The following is a 24,293-nucleotide window of genomic DNA, read 5'->3' on the forward strand; positions in this document are numbered from 1 at the left end:
CAAGGAATATTGAAATATGGACGAAAGTCAAGCTGTCGCGAGCTTTGCCGCGCTGTCGCAGGAAACGCGCCTGCGCGTGCTGCGCCGTCTGGTGCAGGCAGGACCGGACGGGCTTGCGGCTGGCGTCATTGCCGATGCGGTGGCGGTCTCGCCCTCCAACCTCTCATTCCACCTGAAGGAGCTCGAGCGCGCAGGGTTGATCGCGCAGCGCCGGGCGGCGCGCTCGATCATCTACGCGGCGAACTACGAGGCGCTCGGCGAACTGATCCGCTTCCTGATGGAGGACTGCTGCAGCGGCCGCATCGAGATCTGCGGACCGGCGATTGCGAGCGTCACTTGCTGCGATGACGCAGCGACAACGACAAACACAAGCGAGGAAGCCGATGCCTGAACAGATCTACAATGTGCTGTTTCTCTGCACCGGCAACACGGCGCGGTCGATCCTTGCCGAATCCATTCTTGCCAGGGATGGCGCCGGCCGCTTTCGCGCTTTCTCCGCCGGCAGCCGGCCGAAAGGCACCGTCAATCCGTTCGCATTGAAGGTGCTCGAGCGGTTCGACTATCCCACACACGGCATGCGTTCGAAGAGCTGGGCGGAGTTCGCCCGCGCCGGCGCACCGAAGATGGATTTCGTCTTCACCGTTTGCGACAATGCGGCCTCGGAAGTCTGCCCGGTGTGGCCGGGCCAGCCGATGAGTGCGCATTGGGGCATCGAAGATCCCGCCGCCGTCGAAGGCACCGACATCGAGAAGGAAGCGGCCTTCAATCAGGCTTTCCGCTATCTCAGGAGCCGCATCGATGCGTTCGTCAGCCTGCCGCTCGCCAGCATCGACAAGCTCGCGCTGGGACCGAAGCTGCGCGACATCGGGCGGATGCAAGGCTCCACGACCCCGCACGACAAGGCCGGCTGATGCAGACCTTCGATCTGAGCCGAAGGCTCGCAGCTGAAGCGCTGGGAACAGGGCTCCTGGTCGCGACGGTCGTCGGCTCCGGCATCATGGCCGAGACGCTGACGAAGGACACTGCGGTGGCGCTGCTCGGCAACACGCTGCCGACCGGCGCCATTCTCGTGGTGCTGATCACGGTGCTCGGACCAATCTCCGGCGCGCATTTCAACCCCGCTGTGTCACTGGTGTTCGCGCTGAAGCGGGACCTCGTCGGGCGCGAGGCGCTGCTTTACGTGCTTGCGCAGGTGGCCGGCGGCATCGCCGGCACGATCGTCGCGCACGCCATGTTCGACCTGCCGCTGATCGACGCCTCGACCAAGGTGCGCTCCGGCAGCGCGCAATGGTTCTCGGAAGCCGTGGCAGCTTTCGGTCTGGTCGCGACGATCCTCGGCGGCATCCGCTTTGCCGTCGCCTCGGTGCCATGGCTGGTCGGGCTCTATATCACTGCCGCTTACTGGTTCACCGCCTCGACATCGTTCGCCAATCCCGCCGTTGCCATTGCGCGCTCGCTCACCAACACATTCTCCGGCATTCGTCCCGTGGACTTGCCGGGCTTCATCGGCGCCGAGCTCTTCGGCGCAGTGTGTGCGCTCGTGCTGATGACCTGGCTGATGCGTCCGCTGCCGGAAAGAGTGAGCTTGAAGGACTGACCAATGACCGTCACGATCTATCACAATCCCGATTGCGGCACCTCGCGCAACACGCTGGCGATGATCCGCCAGAGCGGCGAAGAACCGGTCGTGATCGAGTATCTGAAAGACCCTCCCAGCCGCGAGCGTCTCAAAGCGCTGATCACCGCGATGGGCATTTCCGTGCGCCAGTTGCTGCGCGAGAAGGGCACGCCCTACGCTGAGCTCGGACTCGGCGATCCGAAGTGGAGTGACGAACAGCTCATCGATTTCATGCTGCAGCATCCGATCCTGATCAATCGCCCCATCGTCGAGACGTCCAAGGGGACGCGGCTCTGCCGGCCGTCCGAGCAGGTGCTCGACCTTCTGACCAAGCCCTTGCGCGAGCCCTTCATCAAGGAAGACGGCGAGATCGTTGCTCCTTCCGCGCCCCAGACATGAATGAGCAAAGCCGGGCAGGGCGCTCGCTGCCGGTGGTGCTGGCCCTCGGCACGACGCAGACTGTCGCGTGGGCGTCGAGCTATTACCTTCCGGCCATTCTTGCCGTGCCGATCGCGCGTGACCTCGGACTTGCGCCGACGTTCATCTTCGGCGCCCTCTCCGGCGCGCTCGTCATCTCCGGCCTGCTCGGGCCGCGCATCGGCCACGCCATCGACACGTTCGGCGGTCGCGGCCTGCTTGCGGTGTCCAATGTGGTTCTTGCTGCGGGATTGCTGCTGCTGTCGTTCGCAACCGGGTCGATCGTCCTGATCGCCGCGTGGATCATCCTCGGCATCGGCATGGGCATGGGGCTGTACGAATCCGCCTTCGCGACACTCACGCGCATCTACGGTTCGGCCGCGCGAAGGCCGATCACCGGCATCACGCTGATCGCCGGATTCGCAAGCACGGTCGGCTGGCCGCTCACCGTCTGGCTCGACGCGCAGTTCGGCTGGCGCAGCGCCTGTCAGGTCTGGGCGCTCATCCATCTTCTGTTGGCCTTGCCGCTGAATCTGTCGCTGCCACGCGCCGTGCCACTGTCGCCGGAGGCGCCGAAGATCCAGGCTGCCGCGCCGGCGCCGCGCAGCGAAACCTTCGCCATGGTTGCGCTCGCCTATGTGTTCGCGGCGACCGGATTCGTCAGTTCAGGTCTGTCGGCGCTTCTGCCGACGATGCTCGTGCAGTTCGGCGCCACGCCGGCGGCAGCGTTGTTTGCGGGAACGATCGTCGGCCCGGCGCAGGTCGCAGCACGCCTTATCGAGGCGGGATGGCTCGCACGCTATCATCCGCTGATGTCCGCCCGGCTGGCCACGCTGATGAATCCGTTGGGTGTGATCGTGCTGGTGGCCGGCGGACCGCTGCTTGCGCCAGTGTTCGCTGGATTCTATGGCGCCGGCAACGGCATCCTCACCATCGCGCGGGGGACGCTCCCACTGGCGCTGTTCGGCCCGCAGGGTTTTGGCCGGCGTGTCGGCGTCCTGTCGCTGCCGGCCAGGGCGACGGGCGCACTCGCGCCGCTCGCCGTCGGCCTGATGGTCGAACATATCGGCACCGGCGCGCTGTGGATCAGCGCGCTCGCATCCGTGTCGGCCTTCGTGATGCTCCTGTTCCTGCCGTCCACCCGCGCGCGCTGACGAGATTGTGCGCGCCGTTCGGGGCGGTTGCATCCTGCGGCGGATACTGGAATAGCTAACGACAAGAATGACGGCTCGCGCCGTTCAAGAAAAGCAAAGGGGCGGCGTGGCGCTTTCGGGGAAGTCTCTCATCGTCGCGATGTGCGTCGGCCAGGTCGGCAACCTGCTTCCGCATGTCGTGGTGCCTGCGATCATGGCGCAGCACCTGATGTCACCGTGGCAGCTTTCCGGCGGCGAAGCTGGGCTGATGGCGAGCGGCTACGCCTTTGGCTACATGCTCGCCGTTCCTGTGCTGGCGACGCTGACCGACCGGATCGACGCACGGCTGATCCTGCTCTGCGGCTCGGCGCTCAGTGCGCTCGCGACCGTCGCATTCGGCCTGTTCGCAGTCGGCCTCTGGTCCGCCACCGCGCTGTGGAGCATCGCCGGCATCGGCTTCGCCGGCGCCTACATGCCGGGTCTGAAGGCCCTGACCGACAGGCTGCCGGCGGGCGACACTTCGCGCGCAGTGACGCTCTACACCTCGAGCTTCTCGTTCGGCGTCGGCCTGTCGTTTCTCGTCTCGCAGCTTGCCGCCGACGCGTTTGGCTGGCGCAGCGCGTTCTTCATCACTGGCATAGGCCCGCTGGCGATGCTTGCCGCGTGCGTGCTGATGCCGCCGCACAAGCCCGCGCCTGCGAGCGCGAAGCTGCTCGACTTCCGACCGGTGCTTCGCAACCGCCCGGCGCTGGGATACATCCTCGGCTACGGCGCGCACTGCTTCGAGCTGTACGGCATCCGCACCTGGATCGTCGGCTTCTGGAGCTTCGTCGTTGCGCAGAATGCAGGTCAGTCGCTGCCCGGCGCGATCGCGGTCAGCGTGCTGTTCACGGTTCTGGCGATGCCCGCGAGCATTCTCGGCAACGAGGCGGCGATCCGCTTCGGCCGGCACCGGGCGATCACCATCGTCATGGTCGCCTCGGCGCTGATCGCCGTCGCCATCGGCCTGTTCGCAGGCTTCTCGCCCTGGCTGCTGTTGCTGCTCATTCTGCTTTACGCGATCACCGTTCCGGCGGATTCCGGCGCGCTGACTGCGGGCATGACGGCGTCGGCCGATCCCGCCTTCCGCGGCGCAACCATGGCGCTGCATTCAACGGTCGGCTTCGGCCTGTCAGCCGCGGGCGCGTGGGGCCTCGGTGTCGCGCTCGACGCGGCCGGCGGGCCGATGAGCACGTCCGGCTGGCTGGCGGCGTTTTGCGTGCTGGCCATCGGCATTGCGCTCGGGCCGCTGGCGCTGTTCTGGTCGCGGCCGCGCGCAGCCTGATTTTTGCGTAGCGGAACACTGCCGCGTCGCGGAATGGCCACCCCTCATTTCAGCGGTTGTGATTACAGCAAAAATCGTCAAGAACGGGGGCGTCTTAGAACCGTTCGAGGAAAAGATGACCACCGACGAGCTGCCGCCCCGGGAATCCATGGAATTCGACGTGGTGATCGTCGGCGCCGGTCCCTCGGGTCTCGCCGCGGCCATCCGCCTGAAGCAGATCAACCCTGAGCTGTCCGTCGTGATCGTCGAGAAGGGATCCGAGGTTGGGGCGCATATCCTGTCGGGCGCCGTGATCGATCCGGCCTCGCTGGACAAGTTGATTCCGGACTGGCGCGAGGATCCCGACTGTCCGCTGAAGACGCAGGTCAAGGACGACCATTTCTACTGGATGACCCAGTCGGCGGCGATCCGCCTGCCGAACTTCATCATGCCGCCGCTGATGAACAATCATCACTGCTACATCGGTTCGCTCGGCATGGTGTGCCGTTGGCTCGCGACCAAGGCCGAGGCGCTCGGTGTCGAAATCTATCCGGGCTTTGCTGCAACCGAGGTCATCTACGGCGAGAACGGCGAAGTGCGCGGCATCGCCACCGGTGACATGGGCGTCGGCCGCAACGGCGAGCACAAGGATTCCTATACACGCGGCATGGAACTGCTCGGCAAATACACGCTGTTTGCCGAAGGCGCGCGCGGCAGCCTGACCAAGCAGCTCATCAAGAAGTTCGGCCTCGACGCCAACAGCGAGCCAGGTAAGTTCGGCATCGGCCTGAAAGAGGTCTGGCAGATTGATCCTGCGAAGCACAAAAAGGGGCTGATCCAGCATTCGTTCGGCTGGCCGCTCGGCATGTCGACCGGCGGCGGCTCATTCCTCTATCACTACGACGACGACCTGATCGCCGTCGGCTTCGTCGTGCACCTGAACTACACCGATCCGTATCTGTCGCCGTTCGAGGAGTTCCAGCGCTTCAAGACCCATCCGAAGGTCGCGCCGCTCTTCGAGGGCGCAAAGCGCCTGGCCTACGGCTCGCGGGCGATCACCGAGGGGGGCTATCAGTCGGTGCCGCGGCTGACCTTCAAGGGTGGCGCGCTGATCGGCTGCGCCGGTGGCTTCGTCAACGTGCCGCGCATCAAGGGCGTGCACAATGCGATGGGCACGGGCATGCAGGGGGCCGAATGCATTGCTGCGGCGCTGGCCGCCGGCCGTGCGAACGACGAACTGGTCGAGTACGAGAACGGCTGGCGTGACTCTGCGGTCGGCAGGGACCTGTTCAAGGTCCGCAACGTCAAGCCGCTCTGGTCGAGGTTCGGCACCGTTCTCGGCGTCGGTCTCGGCGGCTTCGACATGTGGATGAACTCGCTGTTCGGCTTCTCGCTGTTCGGGACACTCGGCCATGGCAAGCACGATCGCGAGACGTTGGTGCCGGCGAAGGACTCAAAGCGGATCGCGGCGCCGAAGTTCGACGGCAAGACCACCTTCGACCGCCTCTCGTCCGTGTTCCTGTCCAACACCAACCACGAGGAAGACCAGCCGATCCACCTCAAGGTCGCCGACCTCGATCTGCAGAAGCGGTCCGAACTCGAGGTTTTTGCCGGACCGTCCAACCGGTACTGCCCGGCGGGGGTCTATGAATGGGTGGAGGAGGGCGGCGGCTCGAAGTTCGTGATCAACGCCCAGAACTGCGTCCACTGCAAAACCTGCGACATCAAGGATCCGAACGGCAACATCACCTGGGTTCCGCCGGAGGGTGGGGGCGGGCCGAACTATCAGGCCATGTAGGGAAAACTTGTAGGCGACCGCGCACGATTACGTGGGTGCGGCGTTCCGGCCACGATGCCGCCACACAAAACGGGCGTCAGGTGGTATAAGGGAGCGTCGAAACAGGGCCTCCAATCCCTGCGAGCGAGTGGCGAAAAGGGCAACGTCGCTGCTCGTGCCGGGGCATTTTGCGCTGTTTTGGCAACTCGCTGCAGCAGTCGCTGGCAGCCACGGCAACCCCGCAACCTAGGGCGAATCGTAATGTCATTTCTTTCGTGCCGCGCGGTCCTTTGCGCTTCGCTCGCCCTGGGACTGAGCCTGCCAGGTCAGGCGCTTGCGCAGCAGAAGCAGAAGAAGACTGAATCCATTCGCTCCGGCGTCGTTGAATTTGCCCCCGTCGATCGCGGGAAGGGATCGACCATCGCCGGCAACTATCTGGCCGCGCGCCACGCAAGCGTCGAGCGCGACGCCGGTGCCGCCGCCTCGTTCTACCGCTCGGCGCTCCGCGCCGATCCGAAGAACGCCGAACTGCTCGACCGCGCGTTCATCTCGACCCTTGCCGATGGCGACATCGACGAGGCGGTCAAGCTCGCCGAGAAGATCCTGCAGGTCGACAAGTCCAACCGTATCGCCAGGCTCGTCGTCGGCGTGCGTGCGCTGAAGCAGAAGCAGTATGCGGCCGCGCAGCAGAACATCAATCAGTCGGTGCGGGGACCGATCACCGATCTCGTCGCAGCGCTGTTGTCCGGCTGGGCGGCGATGGGGGCGGGTGACGTCAAGGTCGCCGCAGCCTCGGTCGACAAGCTCGCCGGCCCTGAATGGTATCCGATCTTCAAGGACCTGCACATCGGACTGATGTACGATCTTGCCAACAAGCCCAAGGAGGCAGGGGCGAGACTGGAGCGCGCCTACAAGCTCGACGATTCGGCGCTGCGGGTGGTGGATTCCTACGGGCGCTGGCTGTCGCGAAACGACAAGCCCGAAGCCGCTGCCGCCGTCTATGAAGCGTTCGACAAGAAGCTTTCACGTCATCCGCTGGTGATCGAGGGCATTCAAGAGGCCAAGGCCGGCAGGAAGATGCCGCCGCTGGTCTCGTCGCCGCAGGCCGGCGCCGCCGAAGCGCTCTATGGTATCGGCGCCTCGCTCACCCGCCGAGGGGCGGAAGACTTGGCGCTGGTGTACTTGCAGCTTGCGCTCTACCTCGAACCGACGCATGCGCTGGCGCTGCTTTCGCTTGGCGACCTCTACGAGACGGTCAAGCGTCCGCAGCTCGCCATCAAGGCCTACGAGCGCGTGCCGGCCAGCTCGCTGCTGAAGCGCAACGCGCAGATCCAGCTTGCCACCAATCTCGATTCGGTGGAGCGCAGCGAGGAGGGCATCAAGATCCTGAAAAGTCTGACGGAAGAGAATCCGAAGGACATCGAATCGATCATGGCCCTGGGCAACATCGAGCGCGGCAAGAAGAAGTTCGCCGAGTGCGGCGAGACCTACACGCTCGGCATTGATGCGCTGCCAGCAATCAACGAGCAGAGCTGGGTCTTTTATTACTTCCGCGGCATCTGCTACGAGCGTTCCAAGCAGTGGCCAAAGGCGGAAGCCGATCTGAAGAAGGCGCTCGAGTTGAAGCCCGAGCAGCCGCATGTGCTGAACTATCTCGGCTATTCGTGGATCGACCAGGGCACCAATCTCGACGAAGGCATGAAGATGATCCGCCGCGCCGTCGAGCAGCGGCCGGACGATGGCTACATCGTCGACTCGCTCGGCTGGGCCTACTATCGCATCGGCAACTACGAGGAAGCGACCAAGCACCTCGAGCGCGCGATCGACTTGCGTCCTGAGGATCCCACCATCAATGACCATCTCGGCGATGCCTACTGGAGGGTCGGTCGCAAGCTGGAGGCGAGATTCCAGTGGTCGCATGCGCGCGATCTGAAGCCTGAAGCGGACGAGTTGCCGAAGATCGAGGCCAAGATCAAGGACGGCCTGCCGGACGACAAGGAGCCGACCGCGGCTGCCAACGAGGTCAAGAAGAACGACAAGGGCGGCTGACGTCGAGATCCAGAGAGTTGGATTCGGGACACTAGCTGGGGCTCAACGTTCATGACTGTGCTGAAGGAGCGCGCGCGCGCCAAAGTCAATCTGACGCTGCACGTGCTCGGCCGTCGTGGCGACGGCTACCACGATCTCGAAAGCCTGGTCGCGTTTGCCGACTGCGCCGACGCTCTCACCTTCTCGGAAGGCGAAAGCTTCTCGCTCGCCGTCACCGGCCCGCGCGCCGCCGACTGTGGCGACCTTACCGACAATCTCGTTGCCAAGGCCGAACGCCTCTTGGCCGAGCGCGTGCCGAAGCTGAAATCCGGCGCCTTCGTGCTCGACAAGCATTTGCCGGCGGCTGCCGGCATCGGCGGCGGCTCGGCGGACGCTGCAGCAACGCTGCGCCTGCTTGCCGGCGCCAACGACATTGCGAGGGACGACGTGCGCGTGATTGCCGCCGCGCAGGCGGCCGGCGCGGACGTGCCGGTCTGCCTCTTGTCGTCCGCCTGTATGATGCGTGGCGCGGGCGAGAGGGTGACACCGCTGCCGCTGCCGCGGCTGCCCTGCGTGCTGGTCAATCCTGGCGTACCGGTGCCGACAAAGGATGTGTTCGCAGCGATCGGTCTGAAGGCCGGCGAGACCTTCACGCCGCCATCGGGCGCCACAGCCGACATCGCATGGCCGACGGCTTCGTCGCCGCCGACCGCCTGGCTCGCTGCGATCAAAAGCGGCCGCAACGATCTCGAGCCGGTTGCCGTGAAGATCCAGCCGGTGATCGCCGAGGTGCTGGCGCTGCTCGGTTCGGCGAAGGGCTGCACCCTGTCGCGCATGTCCGGCTCAGGGGCGACGTGCTTCGGCCTGTTCGACACCGACGCGTCGGCGGCAACGGCGGCCGCGTCGCTCAAGTCGGCGCATCCGACCTGGTGGGTCGAGGCGAGCGGGTTGAGCTAGCTAGAAGTGGCAAATGGGGCAAACCTGGCCGTGCGCTGCGGTTGGCAACACGACCTCCCGGGACGGAATGCGAGCAAATTCTCCGTGAATGGGCGAGGGGGATCGTTGCCGGCGCTGGCCATGCCACGGTCCGCAATCCATACGCGTCCCATTTCGACGGTGTGAAGTTGGATGTTTATCTGTACGCCGACACCGCCAACCGAGAGCGCGATGCAGCAGCCAACAGATCAGCCTCTGAAACGTCGCCCTTTGTGGGCCGCTTGAGACCCGGATAGGCTCGTTGCAAGAGCTGCAAGGCGTTCGCAAGCGTGGCCGCAGCTTGCTTGTCGGAGCTGCGAAGCGACTCAAGGGCAGGTTTTGCTTCGCGGCGCGCCGCGATCGCAAATCCGAGGCCGTCAAGATATGCCTCGAGCCCTTTGTCTTTCTGTGCAACTGAATACTGCGCCGCGGCACGTTCGATGAGTTCGCCGACTACGAACGCTTGCATGCGCTTCGGAGAGGCCGGCTGCGGCCCACGGCGCGCGGCATCGCGTAGCGCGAGCAGCACGTCGTTGAAACGGCTTCTGACTTCTTTCAGCGGCTTCTTGTCTGCGGCGGCCTCGACGGCGGCTTCGAGTTTCGGCCCGAGTGTCGTTACCCCGCGTTGCTTGAAGGTGTCCTCCATAACAGCGTATATTTCAGATAGCCCATGCGCGAACATCTGGGCGCCCGCCTCTCGCTCGCCCCCTGCATACGCAGCGATGCCGGCATCGAAATGCGCGGCGATGATTTGCAGGGCAATCGCGTACTCCGCAGGATCGTTGCCCACCGTTTCCGGATTGATGCCACCTTCGCCACCCTCGCCACCCTCTCCGGCCTGGGCCCAGACATTAGCTAGATCAGTTCTAAGTTGCGCGGCGTTATGGGGCGGGAGGCTCGTTTTCCCGTCGGACTTTCCTTCCACGACAAACCGTTGGAGCTCGTTTGCGTTGACCGCAGGCTCGCCAGTCAGGATGAAGGCTCCGACGCCGAGCCAGATCTTGCGACTTCTTCTCATGCTGGTTTCCTGCCATGAAGTGATGCACTGAGAGTGCACCAAACGCCCACTTACCTACCAAGACCCGCGATGCGCATCGTCATTAGCAGCTTACTGACCTCAAACGATCTGCGAGACATTCGTCAAGCCTTCGAGTCATTGCCGTTTGTGGATGGTCGCTCCACCGCCGGATTCGCCGCCAGGCAAGTCAAGAAAAACAAGCAGGCGGGCGCGACTGACCGGGGAGCGAATGCGATCAGATCACTGGTGTCAACACGCCTGAATGAGAATGAGCTGTTTCGAGTTGCGGTTCGCCCAAGGTCCATATCTCCTCTGCTGATCTCGCGCTACGAAACCGGCATGGAGTATGGCACGCATGTTGACGATGCGCTGATGAACGGCATGCGAACAGATGTCGCATTCACGTTGTTCTTGAGCGAACCGGCCGACTACGACGGTGGCGAACTGATCATCGAGTCGGCAGCCGGCGAAGATGCTGTAAAATTGGAGGCTGGTTCGCTCATCGTCTACGAAGCGACGACGCTGCACCGAGTCGCCCCTGTGACGCGCGGTGCAAGAGATGCAGTGGTCGGTTGGGCCCGCAGCTACATCCGATCGGCCTCACAACGCGAGCTTCTGTTCGATCTGGACACCGTACGGCGAACGCTTTACGGGCGCGAAGGGAAGACCTCTGAATTCGATTTGCTTTCCAAGTCGCTCAACAATCTGATCAGAATGTGGGCCGACGACTAGTGCTCCGTTTCCGAAGTTCGCATCACTTCGCGGCACACTCTACATGCGAACTTCGGAAACATAGGGAGCACTAGCAACTTTATGATGCTAGTGCGGTTTTTGAATTTGAAATTCCTGCGATGAGATTGCCGCGAGGTTGGCAGGAATTTCAAATTCACCGCACTAGCCACACCAGGTGCGAACTCGGCGCTACTGACCGTGTGCATGTGGATAATCTTTACACGGACATGCAGGGTGAAACGAACAGTCGCGGCATCCGTTTCGCCATATGCGGACTACTAATGCGATCTGGCCAAGCAGAACGCCACGACCTCTTCCAGCGCTGATTTCATCGGCGAGGACGGAAACAGCGCCAGGGCATCGACCGCCATCGCGCCGTAGTGCTGCGCGCGACTGACTGTATCCTCCAGGGTGCGGTGCTTGGACATCAGTCCAACGGCGTGGTCGAGATCGCCATCGCCGATCTCGCCATGTTCGAGGGTGCGCGCCCAGAAAGCGCGCTCCGCGTCGTTGCCGCGGCGGAACGCCAGCACCACAGGCAGCGTAATCTTCCCCTCGCGGAAATCGTCGCCGATATTCTTGCCGAGCTTTGCGGCCTTGCCGCCGTAGTCGAGCGCATCGTCGACAAGCTGGAACGCGATGCCGAGGTTCATGCCGACGGAGCGGCAGGCGGCCTGCTCCGCCTTCGGCCGGTTGGCGAGCACCGGGCCGACCTCGCAAGCTGCTGCGAACAGCTCCGCCGTCTTGCCGCGGATCACCGCCAGATATTCGTCCTCGGTGGTGGCGGTGTTCTTCGCCGCGGCGAGCTGCATCACTTCGCCTTCGGCGATCGTGGCGGCTGCTGCCGAAAGGATGTCGAGCGCGCGCAGCGAGCCGACTTCGACCATCATGCGGAATGCCTGACCAAGCAGGAAGTCGCCGACCAGGACGCTCGCTTCGTTGCCCCACAGCATGCGTGCCGACAGCCTGCCGCGCCGCATCTCGCTCTCGTCGACCACGTCATCGTGCAGCAGCGTGGCGGTATGCATGAACTCGACGGAGGCCGCGAGCTTGATGTGGCCGTCGCCCGCGTAGCGCGCGAGCTGCGCCATCGCCAGCGTCAGCATCGGCCGCAGCCGCTTGCCGCCTGACGAAATCAGGTGGTTGGCGACCTCGGGAATCATCGTCACTTCGGAGCCGGTGCGTGACAGGATCGTGCTGTTGACCCGCTCCATGTCGGCCGCAACCAGCGCCACGAGCTGATCGATCGAGGCGTCGGAACGGCTTTCGAAAGGAACGATAACGGCCACGCGAGTCTCCGTGCATTCTTGCACCGCAAACATAGAAACTGGCGGGCCGGGCGGCAAGGCGGAAAGCCCGCTGCTGGTAATTCGCGCCCTAACGGCTATTTCAGAATGCAGTTCTTTTCCGCTAAAAGGTCGCGCCCGCGTCGGTCGGGCCAAGGCTCGTGTCCCGGTTCTGGGGTCCGCATCGCTTTGCGGCCACCTCGTCTGCAAATCTTTGAACCAGGCGGGACACTAGCAACTTTAAGTAGCTAGTGCGCTTGGATTTGAATGTTCGTACCGAGGACTGGGCCGCAATGCTTGTACGAACGTCGAATCCGGCGCACCAGAGGTCAAAATGTCCAACCCCGTGCTCCGGAGTGCGATTTTGCGTGAACTGATCCGCGTCAACGATCCCGTCCTGCTGTCGGCAATCGGCGCGCTGCTGGACGGCGCCGGCATCCGGTATGTGGTGCTGGACCAGAACATGAGCGTGATCGAAGGCTCTCTCGGTATCCTGCCGAGCCGGGTGATGGTCGGTGAGGCCGATGCGCCCGCAGCGCGGCGCGTCGTCACGGATGCGGGGCTCGGCCACGAACTACGCCCCGAATGAGCCCCAGCGACCTCACCGAGGATGCCTTTCTCGGCGGACGGTTGCGTTTGCGCCAGCCGCGCAAGGGACATCGCGCCGGCCACGATGCGATGCTGTTGGCCGCGGCCGCTTATGCGCAGGCTGGCGAGCGCGTGGTCGAATTCGGTGCGGGGGTCGGCGCGGCTGGGCTTGCGCTCGCCAGTCGGGTCGGGCCCGTCGATCTGACGCTGGTCGATCTGGACGAGCAGCTCGTCGCATTGGCGCGGGAAAACGCTGCGCTCAACGGCATCGAATGTCGGGCGATCGTGCTCGACGTCACGGCGAAGGCGGACGCATTCTTGAGCGCCGGCCTTGCGCCCGATAGCGCCGATCGCGTGCTGATGAACCCGCCGTTCAACACGCCAGCCCGGCATCAGCCGTCGCCGGACCCCGGCCGCCGTTCGGCGCACGAGGCGATGTCCTCCGACGCTTGGGTTCATGCTGCGCGCCGGCTGCTCAAGCCGGGCGGCACGCTGACGCTGATCTGGCGCGCCGACGGGCTTGGCGACATTCTTGCGGCATTGGGCCGCGGATTCGGAGCCATTGCGATTCTGCCGGTGCATCCGAAATCGGAAGATGCGGCGATCCGCCTGCTGGTGAAGGCGGAGAAAGGGTCCGGCGCGCCGCTGCAGCTGTTGGCTGGCCTCGTGCTCAATGACGATGGTGGCGCGCCCACAGCGCAGGCGGACAGGGTCCTGAGAGGCGAGGAAACTTTGCGGCTCGACGGGAATTAGAGCCGCTGCCGAGATCAGATCTATTGGCGCGCGGCTTCGCGCTGGCTGTCCGAAGGAGCAGTGAAGTGAATAGCCGTCAGGAGCGCGCCGATCAGCAGCATCAACAGATAGATCTTCATGGCATCCAACGTCTGGACTGCGCCGCAGCGCATGCGGTCAGGACTCGTCCCGGACGAGTCCGCTCCACATATGCGAGGAATGGTTACTGTTGTGTTGATGCGGCATGATCCCATGGTAAGCACTGGGTCTCGGCCAGATCATGCCCACGATTCGAGGCGTTGAACGATGAGCATGAGTGAGACGAGGACGGATGCGCGCGAGAGGCCTTTGGGTTCGACACTGCGCGGCCTCAAGCGGCTGCTACCGCCGCGATTTCGCGGTGATGCGCCGGTCGTGCCGGTGGTGCGGCTGTCGGGTGTGATCGGTGCAGTGACGCCGCTGCGTCCGGGTATGACGCTTTCAGGCGTTGCGCGCATGCTGGAACGCGCCTTCTCCACCCGCGGCGCCAAGGCGGTGGCGATCGTCCTCAATTCGCCGGGCGGCTCGCCGGTGCAGTCGCATCAGATTCACGGCCGCATCCGTCAGCTTGCGGCCGAGAAGAAGCTTCCGGTGCTGGTGTTCGTGGAAGACGTCGCCGCGTCCGGCGGCTACATGATCGCCTGCGCAGGCGATGAGATCTTCTGCGATCCGTCGTCGATCGTCGGGTCGATCGGCGTGGTGGGCGGCTCGTTCGGTTTTCAGGGGCTGATCGAGAAGCTCGGCATCGAGCGCCGCCTCTACACCTCGGGCAAGAACAAGGCGATGCTCGACCCGTTCCTTCCCGAGAAAGCGGATGATGTAGCACGGCTGAAGGCGATCCAGCATGAGATCCATCTGTTGTTCATCGATCTCGTCAAGCGCAGCCGCGGCGCCAAGATCAAGGGCGACGAGGATGATCTGTTTTCCGGCGCCTACTGGACCGGGCAGAAATCGATCGACCTCGGCTTGAGCGATGCCATTGGCGATTTGCGCACCGTGCTGCGCACCCGTTTCGGCGACAAAGTTAAGATGCCGGTGATCGCGCCGGCAACCGGGATCTTGTCCAGCCTGTTTGGCCGCCGTTCGGCGGGCATGGAGGTGGCGAGCCTGCTGAATATGCCGGGGACGCTGCCGGACGAGTTGATTTCGGCGCTCGAGGCCCGCGCCATCTGGGCGAGGTATGGGTTTTGAGGCGTTTTGGCGCATTTTCACACGGCCCCGTGAACGCGACCGATCCAACGCCGCACCTTGCGGGAGCAGTTTCGCCACAATTGGCGACGAGGCTGGCGGGATCGAAACCCGCATTTGCCGGAGAAAGGAGCGGGCCATGCCGCCGCTGATTGCATGGGGGGTGGGAGTGCTGGGAGGCGCTGCGCTGGTCCGCTGGGCGATCAGGGAGGCGCGGCGCATCAACCGTGAGCTTGACGATGCGCGTGCGCGGATGGCCGAGGCGCGGATGGCCGAAACGGTGAGGACCGAGCGGATTCCGACGCTTCGCCGCGATCCGGTGACGGGTGCCTATCGTCCGGAATAAGGGCTTCAACCGTGGGATGACTGGCCGGGTCCAAGCTAGCCAGGTCCAACCCAGCCAGGTCCGGCCGCAGGCGGATTAGCGGCTGCGTAGACGGGTACGCCTCCTTTTAACGAAATGAAGATGCCGGCGGCGTTGCGCGCGATGCGCCAGCAGCCAAGGGCTGCCGGCGAGCACCGTCATGGCTATTGCCACAAGGCCCACAAGCCACATCATTCGTCGACTTCTCCTCGGCGGAAAGTCGGTCTGCCAGAATTGGCGGTTAGAGCTGGATTACCCCGCCTGACTACGTTCAGGGCTCGTTATGGTTTCGTCTCGCTTGCGCTTGCGCCGGGTGAGGGCCGTCGATAGTTTCCGCGCGCTTAACTCAACCGTAGAAACCCTGAAATGGACTCCTTGCCGTCCCACATGCGCCCGGAAAAATCGTTCCAGGGCTTTATCCTCGCCCTGCAGCGCTTCTGGGCCGATCAGGGTTGCGTCATCCTGCAACCCTACGACATCGAAATGGGAGCCGGCACGTTTCACCCGGCGACGACCCTGCGCGCGTTGGGCCCGAAGCCCTGGAACGCCGCCTATGTGCAGCCATCGCGTCGGCCGAAGGACGGCCGCTACGGCGAGAACCCGCTCCGGATGCAGCACTACTACCAGTTTCAGGTGATCCTGAAGCCGTCGCCGCCGAACCTGCAGGAGCTCTATCTCGGTTCGCTGAAGGCGATCGGCATCGATTCCGCCGTGCACGACATCCGCTTCGTCGAGGACGACTGGGAGAGCCCGACGCTTGGCGCGTGGGGGCTGGGCTGGGAGTGCTGGTGTGACGGTGCGGAGGTGTCGCAGTTTACCTACTTCCAGCAGGTGGCCGGTGTCGAGTGCGCTCCAGTTGCGGGCGAGCTCACCTACGGACTCGAGCGGCTGGCGATTTACCTGCAGGGCGTCGACAGTGTGTACGACCTGAACTTCAATGGTCGCGAGGGCGCAGAGAAGGTAACCTACGGCGACGTGTTCCTGCAGGCCGAGCAGGAGTACTCGCGCCACAATTTCGAGGTCGCCGACACCGAGATGCTGTTCGAGCAGTTCAGGATGGCGGAAGCCGCCTGCCGAAAGTATCTCGACGCCGGCTGGCGCGAAAGCGGCAACCGCAAAGCGCACCAGCTCGCACTGCCGGCCTACGACCAGTGCATCAAGGCGAGCCACGTGTTCAACCTGCTCGATGCACGTGGCGTGATTTCAGTCACTGAGCGGCAGAGCTACATCCTCCGCGTGCGGGAGCTTGCGAAGGCCTGCGGCGAAGCCTGGATTCATACTGAAGCAGGCCGGGCAGACTAGCGACAAGCCGCGCCTCCCTCGAATAGCTGATTGAACGCAATGCCCGATCTTTTGCTTGAACTGTTCTCCGAAGAAATTCCCGCACGCATGCAGGCGAAGGCAGCGGATGACCTGCGCCGCCTCGTCACCGAGAAGCTGGTTGCTGAAGGCCTCGTCTATGAGGGCGCGAAAGCGTTTGTGACGCCGCGCCGCCTCGCGCTGACCGTGCACGGCATCCCCACGCGCCAGCCGGACCTGAAGGAAGAGCGCAAGGGGCCGCGCGTCGGCGCGCCGGATGCGGCGATCCAGGGCTTTCTAAAGGGCGCGGGGCTGTCGTCGCTGAGCGAGGCCAAGATCGAGAAGGGCGCGAAGAAGGGCGAGTTCTACGTTGCGCTGATCGAAAAGCCCGGCCGTGCCGCACTGGACGTGCTTGCCGAAGCGCTGCCCGTGATCGTGCGCACGTTTCCATGGCCGAAATCGATGCGCTGGGGCGCACGCTCGATCAAGCCCGGATCGTTGTCGTGGGTGCGGCCGCTGCATTCGATCATCGCGACCTTCGGCCCGGAGACCGAGGATCCGGAGATCGTGCGCTTCACGATCGACGGCATCGCGGCGAGGCAGACGACGCGGGGCCATCGCTTCATGGCGCCTGGCGAAATTTCAGTGCGGCGCTTCGACGACTATGTGGCGAAGCTGGAGGCGGCAAAGGTCGTGCTCGACGGCGAGCGGCGCAAGGACATCATCCTCGCCGATGCGAAGTCGCTTGCCTTCGCGCAAGGGTTCGAGCTTGTCGAGGATGCAGGCCTGCTCGAGGAGGTCGCGGGGCTCGTCGAATGGCCTGTGGTGCTGATGGGGTCGTTCGACGCGAGCTTCCTGTCGATCCCGCCCGAAGTGATCCGCGCCACCATCCGCAACAACCAGAAGTGCTTCGTGGTGCGCGATCCCAAGACAGGGAAGCTCGCCAATAAATTCGTTCTCGTCGCCAACATCGAGGCGACGGACGGCGGCCAGACGATCGTCGCCGGCAACGAACGTGTGATCCGGGCCCGGTTGTCGGATGCGAAATTCTTCTACGAGACGGACCTGAGGACCAGGCTGGAAGCACGCCTGCCGAAGTTCGAACAAATCGTGTTTCACGAGAAGCTTGGCACCCAGGCCGCGCGCATCGCCCGTATCGAGCGGCTGGCCGCAGAGATCGCGCCATTGGTCGGCGCGGATGTTACAAAGGTGAAGCGCGCGGCGAAACTTGCCAAGGCGGACCTGCTCACCGAAGTGGTCGGCGAGTTTCCGGAAACGCAGGGGCTGATGGGCAGATACTATGCCCTCGCGCAGGGCGAGGATGCATCCGTCGCTTCAGCCAGCGAGGAACACTACAAGCCGCAGGGGCCGAACGACCGTGTGCCCGCCGATCCGGTCTCTATTGTGATTGCGCTTGCCGACAAGATCGACACGCTGGCCGGTTTCTGGGCAATCGACGAGAAGCCGACGGGCAGCAAGGACCCCTACGCGCTGCGTCGTGCAGCGCTGGGGGTGATCCGGCTGGCGGTGGACAACGAGTTGCGCCTGCATCTGTCGACGATAGCAAAATCAGGTGTTGATGGATTGCGCGAGACTGGCGCGCGAATGACATCGGTGGACGGCTGTGAATTGTCGTCCAGTCTCCTCGCCTTTTTCGCCGACCGCCTGAAGGTCCAACTCCGTGATCAGGGCGCGCGCCACGATCTTGTCGATGCCGTGTTTGCGCTCGAGGGGCAGGACGATATGCTGATGATCGTCCGTCGTGTTGAAGCGCTGGGCAAATTCCTCGACACCGATGACGGCAAGAACCTGCTCGCCGGGACCAAGCGAGCGGCCAACATTCTCCGCATCGAGGAAAAGAAGGACGGCACGAGCTATGACGGTGCGGTCGATGCGTCGCTGCTGAGGCAGCCGGAGGAAAAGGCGCTGGCCACGGCGATCGCCGGCGTCACCAATGATGCGAGCGCCGCCGTGGCGAAGGAAGATTTCGCGGGCGCGATGAGCGCAATGGCGCGGTTGCGTCCGGCTGTCGACGCGTTCTTCGACAAGGTGAAGGTGAACGACGATGACAAGGCGATCCGTGAGAATCGGTTGAAACTGCTCAACCAGATCCGTGTCGCAACGCGCGCCGTCGCCGATTTTTCGAAGATCCAGGATTAGCCGTCATTGTTGCGAGTGCCACGCGCACGATGAACACACAAGAAGCCCCGCGCGGCGTTGCCGACGCGGGGCCCTGTCACCCGGTTTGCACGAGGAGGGGATACCCGCACTCGCCGGATGAGTTCTTGAACTTCGCAGCGTCCTAGTGGTGGACGTTAGTCGATCACCTGCATGATCCGCCGCGAGCGCGGATCGACAAGCACAGTGTGATCGTTCACCACCGTATAGCGATAGGTGGTCGCGCCATAGCGTTCGGGGACATCGTAGTAGACGACGCCAGCATCAGGAAGCGTTGCGCCGACGACCACTCGATCCGGAATCGCAAACGATGGGAGACGTTCCTCGACGACATAGCGGCGGAAGGTCGGAACTTCTTCATCGGCGATGATGCCGACCGCAGGTCCGCCAACCGTGCCGGTGTACTGCGCATATGCCGGAAGTGAAACAGATGTTGCGACGATCAAGGCTGCGGCAAAAATGTGTTTGCGCATGATGCTCTCCTCAACACTTAGCTGGCAACAAGCGCGAAAATAGAGCCACCTGCCTTTCGCGCATGGACGCCGGTTAATGCGGCGCATGCAGCATCGTTCCGAAATCGATCTCTGTTCCGTCGCCGAAAATTTTTGCACGCGCGGAACAATCGTCATCTGGAACCGTCTAAGATCGCAGTTCCGGAAACAGTAAGCTACTCCCCGCGATTCGCATCTCATCGCACAACGAAATCATCGCACAACGAATTGGAGACAGCTCGTGACCATCAGCATCGCCAATCTTCAACCCATCGTCGCGCTGATCGCGGGCGTCCTTATTCTCATCATGCCGAGGTTGTTGAATTACATCGTCGCGCTGTATTTGATTCTTGTCGGGATTCTCGGTCTGGGAATCCTGAGATAAGCGGTCGAAGCTGGCGCCCGAGTCCACCAGATCGGCGCAATGTTGCGGTGATAGGTGGTTCGTGGCGCTTGCGCTGCAACATGAAAGCATGTTGTAAGCGGCTGCTGCCAGTTCCTTGAAAGCAACCTGTCACGGACACCATGGCCAAAGCCTCTTCGAAATCCGTCTCCCGGACCCGTTCCAAACCCACCGTTGCAAAGACACTTGCAAGTGCAAAGACACTTGCAAATGTAAAGGCACTTGCAAAAAAGGCACCCGCGGCACGGGCGTCGCTTCCAAAGAGCGCAGGCAAGGCGGTCGCCAAGGCGCGGCCTGCTCCGCTCAAGGAAGGTCCGGCTCGGGCCGCGGTCCCGGCGGGCAAGTGGGTATTTACCTTCGGCGATGGCCGCGCCGAGGGCAAAAGCGCAATGCGCGAGTTGCTCGGCGGCAAGGGCGCGAACCTGGCGGAAATGGCCAATCTGGGCCTGCCGGTGCCGCCCGGCTTCACAATCCCTACGTCGGTCTGCAACTATTTCTACGACAACGACAAAACCTATCCGAAGGATCTGAAGGCGCAGGTCGAGAAGGCGCTCGATTATGTCGGCAAGCTGACCGGCAAGGCCTTTGGCGACGCCCAAAACCCGCTGTTGGTGTCGGTGCGTTCGGGCGCGCGTGCATCGATGCCCGGGATGATGGACACCGTCCTCAATCTCGGTCTGAACGATGAAACCGTCGAAGCGCTGGCCAATCTCTCCGGCGACAGGCGCTTTGCCTTCGACAGCTATCGGCGCTTCATCACCATGTATTCGGACGTGGTGTTGGGTTTCGAGCATCATCATTTCGAAGAGATTCTCGACACCTACAAGGACTCCAAGGGCTACACGCTCGACACCGACCTCGAAGCGGAGGATTGGGTGGCGATCGTCGGCAAGTACAAGGATGCAGTCAGGAACGAGACGGGCGAGGAATTTCCGCAGGAGCCGCATGCTCAGCTGTGGGGCGCGATCGGCGCGGTGTTCGGCTCGTGGATGAACGCCCGCGCGGTGACCTATCGCACACTGCACAACATCCCCGAATCCTGGGGAACCGCCGTCAATGTACAGGCGATGGTGTTCGGCAACATGGGCGAAACGTCCGCGACCGGCGTTGCATTCACGCGCAATCCGTCCACCGGTGCGAAGCAGCTTTACGGTGAGTTCCTCATCAACGCGCAGGGTGAAGATGTGGTCGCGGGCATCCGGACACCGCAGGAAATCACCGAGGCTGCGCGACAGGAGTCAGGCTCCGAGAAACCGTCGCTTGAAGCGCTGATGCCTGAGGCGTTCAAGGAACTGACCCGTATCTACACGCTGCTCGAAAAGCACTACCGCGACATGCAGGACCTCGAGTTCACGATCGAGCAGGGCAAGCTGTGGATGCTGCAGACGCGCAGCGGCAAGCGCACGGCGAAGGCCGCGCTGCGCATCGCGGTCGAACTCGCCAACGAGGGCCTGATCTCGCGCAAGGACGCCATCATGCGGGTCGAGCCGGCTTCCCTCGACCAGTTGCTGCACCCGACGATCGATCCGGCCGCCAAGCGCGACGTGATCGCCACCGGACTGCCTGCATCACCGGGCGCCGCCTCCGGCGAAATCGTATTCTCCTCGGACGAAGCGGCGAAGCTTCAAGCTGATGGGCGCAAGGTCATTCTCGTGCGTGTCGAGACCAGCCCGGAAGACATCCATGGTATGCACGCCGCCGAAGGCATCCTCACCGCGCGCGGCGGCATGACTTCGCACGCCGCCGTGGTCGCGCGCGGCATGGGCAAACCCTGCGTCTCCGGCGCCGGTACGATCCGGATCGATTACGGCCGCGGTTTGATGACCGTCGGCGGGCGCTCGTTCAAAGCCGGCGACATCATCACTATCGACGGCGCGGTGGGCCAGGTGCTCGCCGGCCGGATGCCGATGCTGGAGCCTGAGCTTGCCGCCGATTTCGGCACGCTGATGGGCTGGGCCGATCAAATGCGGAAGCTGAAAGTTCGGGCCAACGCCGACACGCCGGAGGACGCACGTGTCGCCATCAAATTCGGCGGCGAGGGTATCGGCCTCTGCCGCACCGAGCACATGTTCTTCGAGGAGACGCGCATCCGCACGGTGCGCGAGATGATCCTCGCCGACGATGAGCAAAAGCGCCGTTCAGCGCTCGCAAAGCTGCTGCCGATGCAGCGAGCGGATTTCGTCGAGCTGTTCGAGATCATGCAGGGGCTGCCGGTGACGATCCGCCTGCTCGATCCGCCGCTGCACGAATTCCTGCCGCATACGCAGGCTGAGATCGAGGAAGTCGCGCGGGCGATGGATGCCGATCCGCGCAAGCTCGCTGACCGTGCGCGCGATCTCTCCGAATTCAATCCGATGCTGGGCTTCCGCGGCTGCCGGCTTGCAATCGCCTATCCCGAAATTGCCGAAATGCAGGCGCGCGCGATCTTCGAGGCTGCCATTGTCGTCAACAAGCGAACCGGCAAGCAGGTTGCGCCCGAGGTGATGGTGCCGCTGGTCGCAACCAAGGCTGAGTTCGACATGATCAAGTCGCGGATCGACGCCACCGCGAACGCGGTGATGAAGGATCAGGGCGGCAAGGTCGTCTACGAAGTCGGCACCATGATCGAGCTGCCTCGTGCGGCCCTGATGGCCGGCGAGATCGCCAAGACCGCGGAGTTCTTCTCGTTCGGCACCAACGACCTGACGCAGACGACCTATGGAATCAGCCGCGACGATGCCGGCGGATTCCTCGGCGCCTACGTCTCGCGCGGTATCCTCGAGGTCGATCCCTTCATTACGCTTGATCGCGAAGGCGTCGGCGAACTGGTGAAGATCGGCGTCGCGCGTGGACGCAAGACGCGGGCAGGGCTGAAGGTCGGTATCTGCGGTGAACACGGCGGCGACCCGGCTTCGGTGGCGTTCTGCCACGAGATCGGCCTCAACTACGTGTCTTGCTCGCCATATCGTGTTCCGATTGCCCGTCTCGCGGCTGCCCAGGCGGCGCTCGGCAAGACGGTCGCGAGCCAGGCGTAAACGCTGTCCTTGAGAAAGCGCTAAGGTGTATCGCGAGGAATGAGGAGACCGGGGCGTTTGTTTTTTCGCCCCGTCTCGCGTTGACCGGATGTTTACCAAGTTGTTTTTCGCGAGATTCACCAGCATCTTCGAAATGCTGACGCCAATTCGCGGAAACCCTTGCCTGTGCCTTTCGCGCATCGGCAGTTAACCGCCTCGCAACTCTAATCAGTTACTAACGCAATTGATCGAATTGCGCGCAACTGCCGTTCGATCGGTGTGCGAGTAGCGTAAGCGTTGCGTAGGCGTATCGATGTCTGTTTTGCAGAACGGGCCGAGGGGCGCACGTTGGGCGTCCTTCGGCTTCGCAGTCACAGTCTTCGGATTGCTGCCGACCGAGATCGGCCACCAGGACATCGCCGCGCTGCTGGCGCGCCAGCCTGGCGTTGGCGAGCGTTGGCAAAAGCAGACGATGTCGTCGCCGTTCGGCACGATTCACGCTGCAACGTTCAGCTTCCCGCGCCCGATCGGCTCGTGGATTCCACGCGCTCCCAGCGCCAGATTCGCGAGCTTGAGCGCCAGCGATGGCGAGGTCACCGGCTCGATCGCGCGCAATCCGTTGGGCGAGGTCATCCGTCCTCCGCAACCTCATGAATTTCCGATCGTCGATCGCACCGCAAAGGGCGATCGGCTGTCGTTGAAGGGCGATCGCAGCCCGTCGACGCATCCGCCAGCCGGGAGCGCAACCATTCCGCAGCAGCTGCTTCCGGAGGAGGAGGGCGCCTCGGGCCCCGATGCCGTCGAGGAGCCCGTTGCGAACGAACCGACCGAGAGTTTCAGCACGGCGCCGGAGACTGCGCATGTGCCTGCACCGCTCGATCCGGAGCTCGAGGCTGCGCTGAAGTCGGCGCCGCTGCCGCAATATCACGCCCTGCAAGATGCTGACGCAGAGGTACCGACGGCCGATGCCGAACGTAACGGGCTGCCACCGAAGGATCGGTTCGCGATCCAGACCACACATCTCTATTTCGGCTATTCCTCGCTCGGCAATCTGGGCAGTCCCTTGGAACGCTGGCGGCCGGGCGAGGAGCCGCAGCTGGTGAAGCCGAACGAGGTCGATCCCGACCTCAAACGAACTGCGGTGCCGGATGCAGGCGGTGAAGGCTCGAGCCTGGCGCCGAAAGGCGAGGTGAAGGAAGCGCCGAAGCGGCCGCTGAGCCCGGCCGAACGGCTCGGCCTTGAGCCCAAGGATTACGCCAAGGCCTCGAAATGCCTTGCCGAAGCCGTCTACTTCGAGGCACGTGGCGAGCCGGTGCGCGGCCAGATGGCGGTTGCGCAGGTGGTCGTGAACCGCGCCTTGTCCGGCTATTATCCGACCACCGTATGCGGCGTGGTCTATCAGAATGCACGTCGCTACCTTGCCTGCCAGTTCACCTTCGCCTGCGACGGTGTGCGCGATGTGGTGACTGAGCCGGAGCAGTGGCATCGTGCGAGGAAGATCGCGAAGGAAATGCTCGATGGACGGCTTTGGCTGCCGGAGGTCAACCGCTCAACGCATTACCATGCAACCTATGTGCGGCCGTACTGGGTGCGCGAAATGAAGAAGATGTACAAAACCGGTGTGCATGTCTTCTATCGCCCACGGCAGTGGGGCGACGGCAGCGAAGTGCCAAGCTGGGGCACTGCGGAGGAGACAGCGGCGATCGCGGCGAAGCTGTAGAGCGCAGCGTC

Annotated in this window: 22 protein-coding genes; 19 read left to right on the forward strand and 3 right to left on the reverse strand. The window is 63.5% G+C overall.

Going from position 1 to position 24,293, the window contains the following annotated elements; translation table 11 throughout:
- The first annotated feature begins 16 nt into the window (after positions 1–16).
- The 9 genes from RCO31_RS23915 to RCO31_RS23955 all read left to right on the forward strand — a co-directional run bounded on the left by RCO31_RS23915 (position 17) and on the right by RCO31_RS23955 (position 9,233).
- Entirely contained in the window at positions 17–391 is a 375-nt protein-coding gene (locus tag RCO31_RS23915) for a metalloregulator ArsR/SmtB family transcription factor (protein ID WP_308971041.1), read from the forward strand.
- The gene (locus RCO31_RS23920; RefSeq protein ID WP_308971042.1) at positions 384–911 is read left to right on the forward strand and encodes an arsenate reductase ArsC; all 528 of its coding nucleotides are present in this window, start codon (positions 384–386) and stop codon (positions 909–911) included. The genes RCO31_RS23915 and RCO31_RS23920 overlap by 8 nt, the downstream gene beginning before the upstream one ends.
- Complete coding sequence (locus RCO31_RS23925; RefSeq protein ID WP_308971044.1) at positions 911–1,597, forward strand: MIP/aquaporin family protein; 687 nt, start codon at positions 911–913, stop codon at positions 1,595–1,597. Before RCO31_RS23920 ends, RCO31_RS23925 begins: the two co-directional genes overlap by 1 nt.
- A 3-nt stretch (positions 1,598–1,600) precedes the next feature.
- Entirely contained in the window at positions 1,601–2,017 is a 417-nt protein-coding gene (gene arsC / locus RCO31_RS23930) for an arsenate reductase (glutaredoxin) (protein WP_308971045.1), read from the forward strand.
- Positions 2,014–3,189 (forward strand): MFS transporter, encoded by a 1,176-nt coding sequence (locus RCO31_RS23935; protein WP_308971046.1) that lies wholly within the window; start codon positions 2,014–2,016, stop codon positions 3,187–3,189. The genes arsC and RCO31_RS23935 overlap by 4 nt, the downstream gene beginning before the upstream one ends.
- Positions 3,190–3,328: 139 nt before the next feature.
- Positions 3,329–4,492 (forward strand): MFS transporter, encoded by a 1,164-nt coding sequence (locus RCO31_RS23940; protein WP_308971089.1) that lies wholly within the window; start codon positions 3,329–3,331, stop codon positions 4,490–4,492.
- A 115-nt stretch (positions 4,493–4,607) separates the two neighbouring features.
- Positions 4,608–6,269, forward strand: coding sequence for an electron transfer flavoprotein-ubiquinone oxidoreductase (locus RCO31_RS23945; RefSeq protein WP_308971048.1), 1,662 nt, complete (start codon positions 4,608–4,610; stop codon positions 6,267–6,269).
- 240 nt (positions 6,270–6,509) lie between these two features.
- Positions 6,510–8,297 (forward strand): tetratricopeptide repeat protein, encoded by a 1,788-nt coding sequence (locus RCO31_RS23950; protein WP_308971050.1) that lies wholly within the window; start codon positions 6,510–6,512, stop codon positions 8,295–8,297.
- Between the two features lie 51 nt (positions 8,298–8,348).
- A complete protein-coding gene (locus tag RCO31_RS23955) occupies positions 8,349–9,233 on the forward strand; it encodes a 4-(cytidine 5'-diphospho)-2-C-methyl-D-erythritol kinase (protein WP_308971051.1) in 885 nt (294 codons plus the stop codon).
- A 175-nt stretch (positions 9,234–9,408) separates the two neighbouring features.
- Here RCO31_RS23955 and RCO31_RS23960 read toward each other — a convergent pair whose 3' ends face one another.
- Complete coding sequence (locus RCO31_RS23960) at positions 9,409–10,269, reverse strand: hypothetical protein (RefSeq protein WP_308971052.1); 861 nt, start codon at positions 10,267–10,269, stop codon at positions 9,409–9,411.
- A 69-nt stretch (positions 10,270–10,338) separates the two neighbouring features.
- On the opposite strand from RCO31_RS23960, the gene RCO31_RS23965 reads away from it, so the two are divergent.
- The gene (locus RCO31_RS23965) at positions 10,339–11,001 is read left to right on the forward strand and encodes a Fe2+-dependent dioxygenase (RefSeq protein WP_308971053.1); all 663 of its coding nucleotides are present in this window, start codon (positions 10,339–10,341) and stop codon (positions 10,999–11,001) included.
- A gap of 278 nt (positions 11,002–11,279) precedes the next feature.
- On the opposite strand, the gene RCO31_RS23970 is transcribed toward RCO31_RS23965, so the two are convergent.
- On the reverse strand, positions 11,280–12,290 hold the full coding sequence (locus RCO31_RS23970; protein WP_308971055.1) for a polyprenyl synthetase family protein: 1,011 nt from the start codon (positions 12,288–12,290) through the stop codon (positions 11,280–11,282).
- Positions 12,291–12,651: 361 nt separating this feature from the next.
- On the opposite strand from RCO31_RS23970, the gene RCO31_RS23975 reads away from it, so the two are divergent.
- From RCO31_RS23975 to glyS, 6 genes are all read left to right on the forward strand, one after another.
- Entirely contained in the window at positions 12,652–12,876 is a 225-nt protein-coding gene (locus RCO31_RS23975) for a DUF2007 domain-containing protein (RefSeq protein WP_308971090.1), read from the forward strand.
- On the forward strand, positions 12,873–13,628 hold the full coding sequence (locus RCO31_RS23980) for a methyltransferase (protein ID WP_308971056.1): 756 nt from the start codon (positions 12,873–12,875) through the stop codon (positions 13,626–13,628). Before RCO31_RS23975 ends, RCO31_RS23980 begins: the two co-directional genes overlap by 4 nt.
- Positions 13,629–13,919: 291 nt before the next feature.
- Positions 13,920–14,837 carry a S49 family peptidase gene (locus tag RCO31_RS23985; RefSeq protein ID WP_308971057.1) on the forward strand — a complete coding sequence of 306 codons (918 nt, stop codon included), beginning with the start codon at positions 13,920–13,922 and terminating at the stop codon, positions 14,835–14,837.
- 136 nt (positions 14,838–14,973) lie between these two features.
- Positions 14,974–15,180, forward strand: a complete 207-nt coding sequence (locus RCO31_RS23990) for a hypothetical protein (protein WP_308971058.1) — start codon at positions 14,974–14,976, stop codon at positions 15,178–15,180.
- A 384-nt stretch (positions 15,181–15,564) separates the two neighbouring features.
- Positions 15,565–16,500 carry a glycine--tRNA ligase subunit alpha gene (locus RCO31_RS23995; protein WP_308971059.1) on the forward strand — a complete coding sequence of 312 codons (936 nt, stop codon included), beginning with the start codon at positions 15,565–15,567 and terminating at the stop codon, positions 16,498–16,500.
- Between the two features lie 39 nt (positions 16,501–16,539).
- Complete coding sequence (gene glyS / locus RCO31_RS24000; RefSeq protein WP_308971061.1) at positions 16,540–18,657, forward strand: glycine--tRNA ligase subunit beta; 2,118 nt, start codon at positions 16,540–16,542, stop codon at positions 18,655–18,657.
- A gap of 155 nt (positions 18,658–18,812) precedes the next feature.
- Here the strand turns inward: glyS and RCO31_RS24005 are convergent, their stop codons facing one another.
- Positions 18,813–19,148: a DUF1236 domain-containing protein gene (locus RCO31_RS24005; protein WP_308971062.1), complete on the reverse strand. Its 336-nt coding sequence runs from the start codon at positions 19,146–19,148 to the stop codon at positions 18,813–18,815.
- A gap of 259 nt (positions 19,149–19,407) precedes the next feature.
- Between RCO31_RS24005 and RCO31_RS24010 the strand changes: the two genes are divergently transcribed.
- The 3 genes from RCO31_RS24010 to RCO31_RS24020 all read left to right on the forward strand — a co-directional run bounded on the left by RCO31_RS24010 (position 19,408) and on the right by RCO31_RS24020 (position 24,282).
- Positions 19,408–19,551 (forward strand): DUF3096 domain-containing protein, encoded by a 144-nt coding sequence (locus RCO31_RS24010; RefSeq protein WP_308971064.1) that lies wholly within the window; start codon positions 19,408–19,410, stop codon positions 19,549–19,551.
- A gap of 140 nt (positions 19,552–19,691) precedes the next feature.
- Positions 19,692–22,583: a pyruvate, phosphate dikinase gene (ppdK, locus tag RCO31_RS24015; protein ID WP_308971066.1), complete on the forward strand. Its 2,892-nt coding sequence runs from the start codon at positions 19,692–19,694 to the stop codon at positions 22,581–22,583.
- Positions 22,584–22,875: 292 nt separating this feature from the next.
- On the forward strand, positions 22,876–24,282 hold the full coding sequence (locus RCO31_RS24020) for a cell wall hydrolase (RefSeq protein WP_308971068.1): 1,407 nt from the start codon (positions 22,876–22,878) through the stop codon (positions 24,280–24,282).
- Positions 24,283–24,293 lie beyond the last annotated feature (11 nt).

The organism is Bradyrhizobium sp. LHD-71 (assembly GCF_031157255.1).
Classification (GTDB): Bacteria; Pseudomonadota; Alphaproteobacteria; order Rhizobiales; family Xanthobacteraceae; genus P52-10.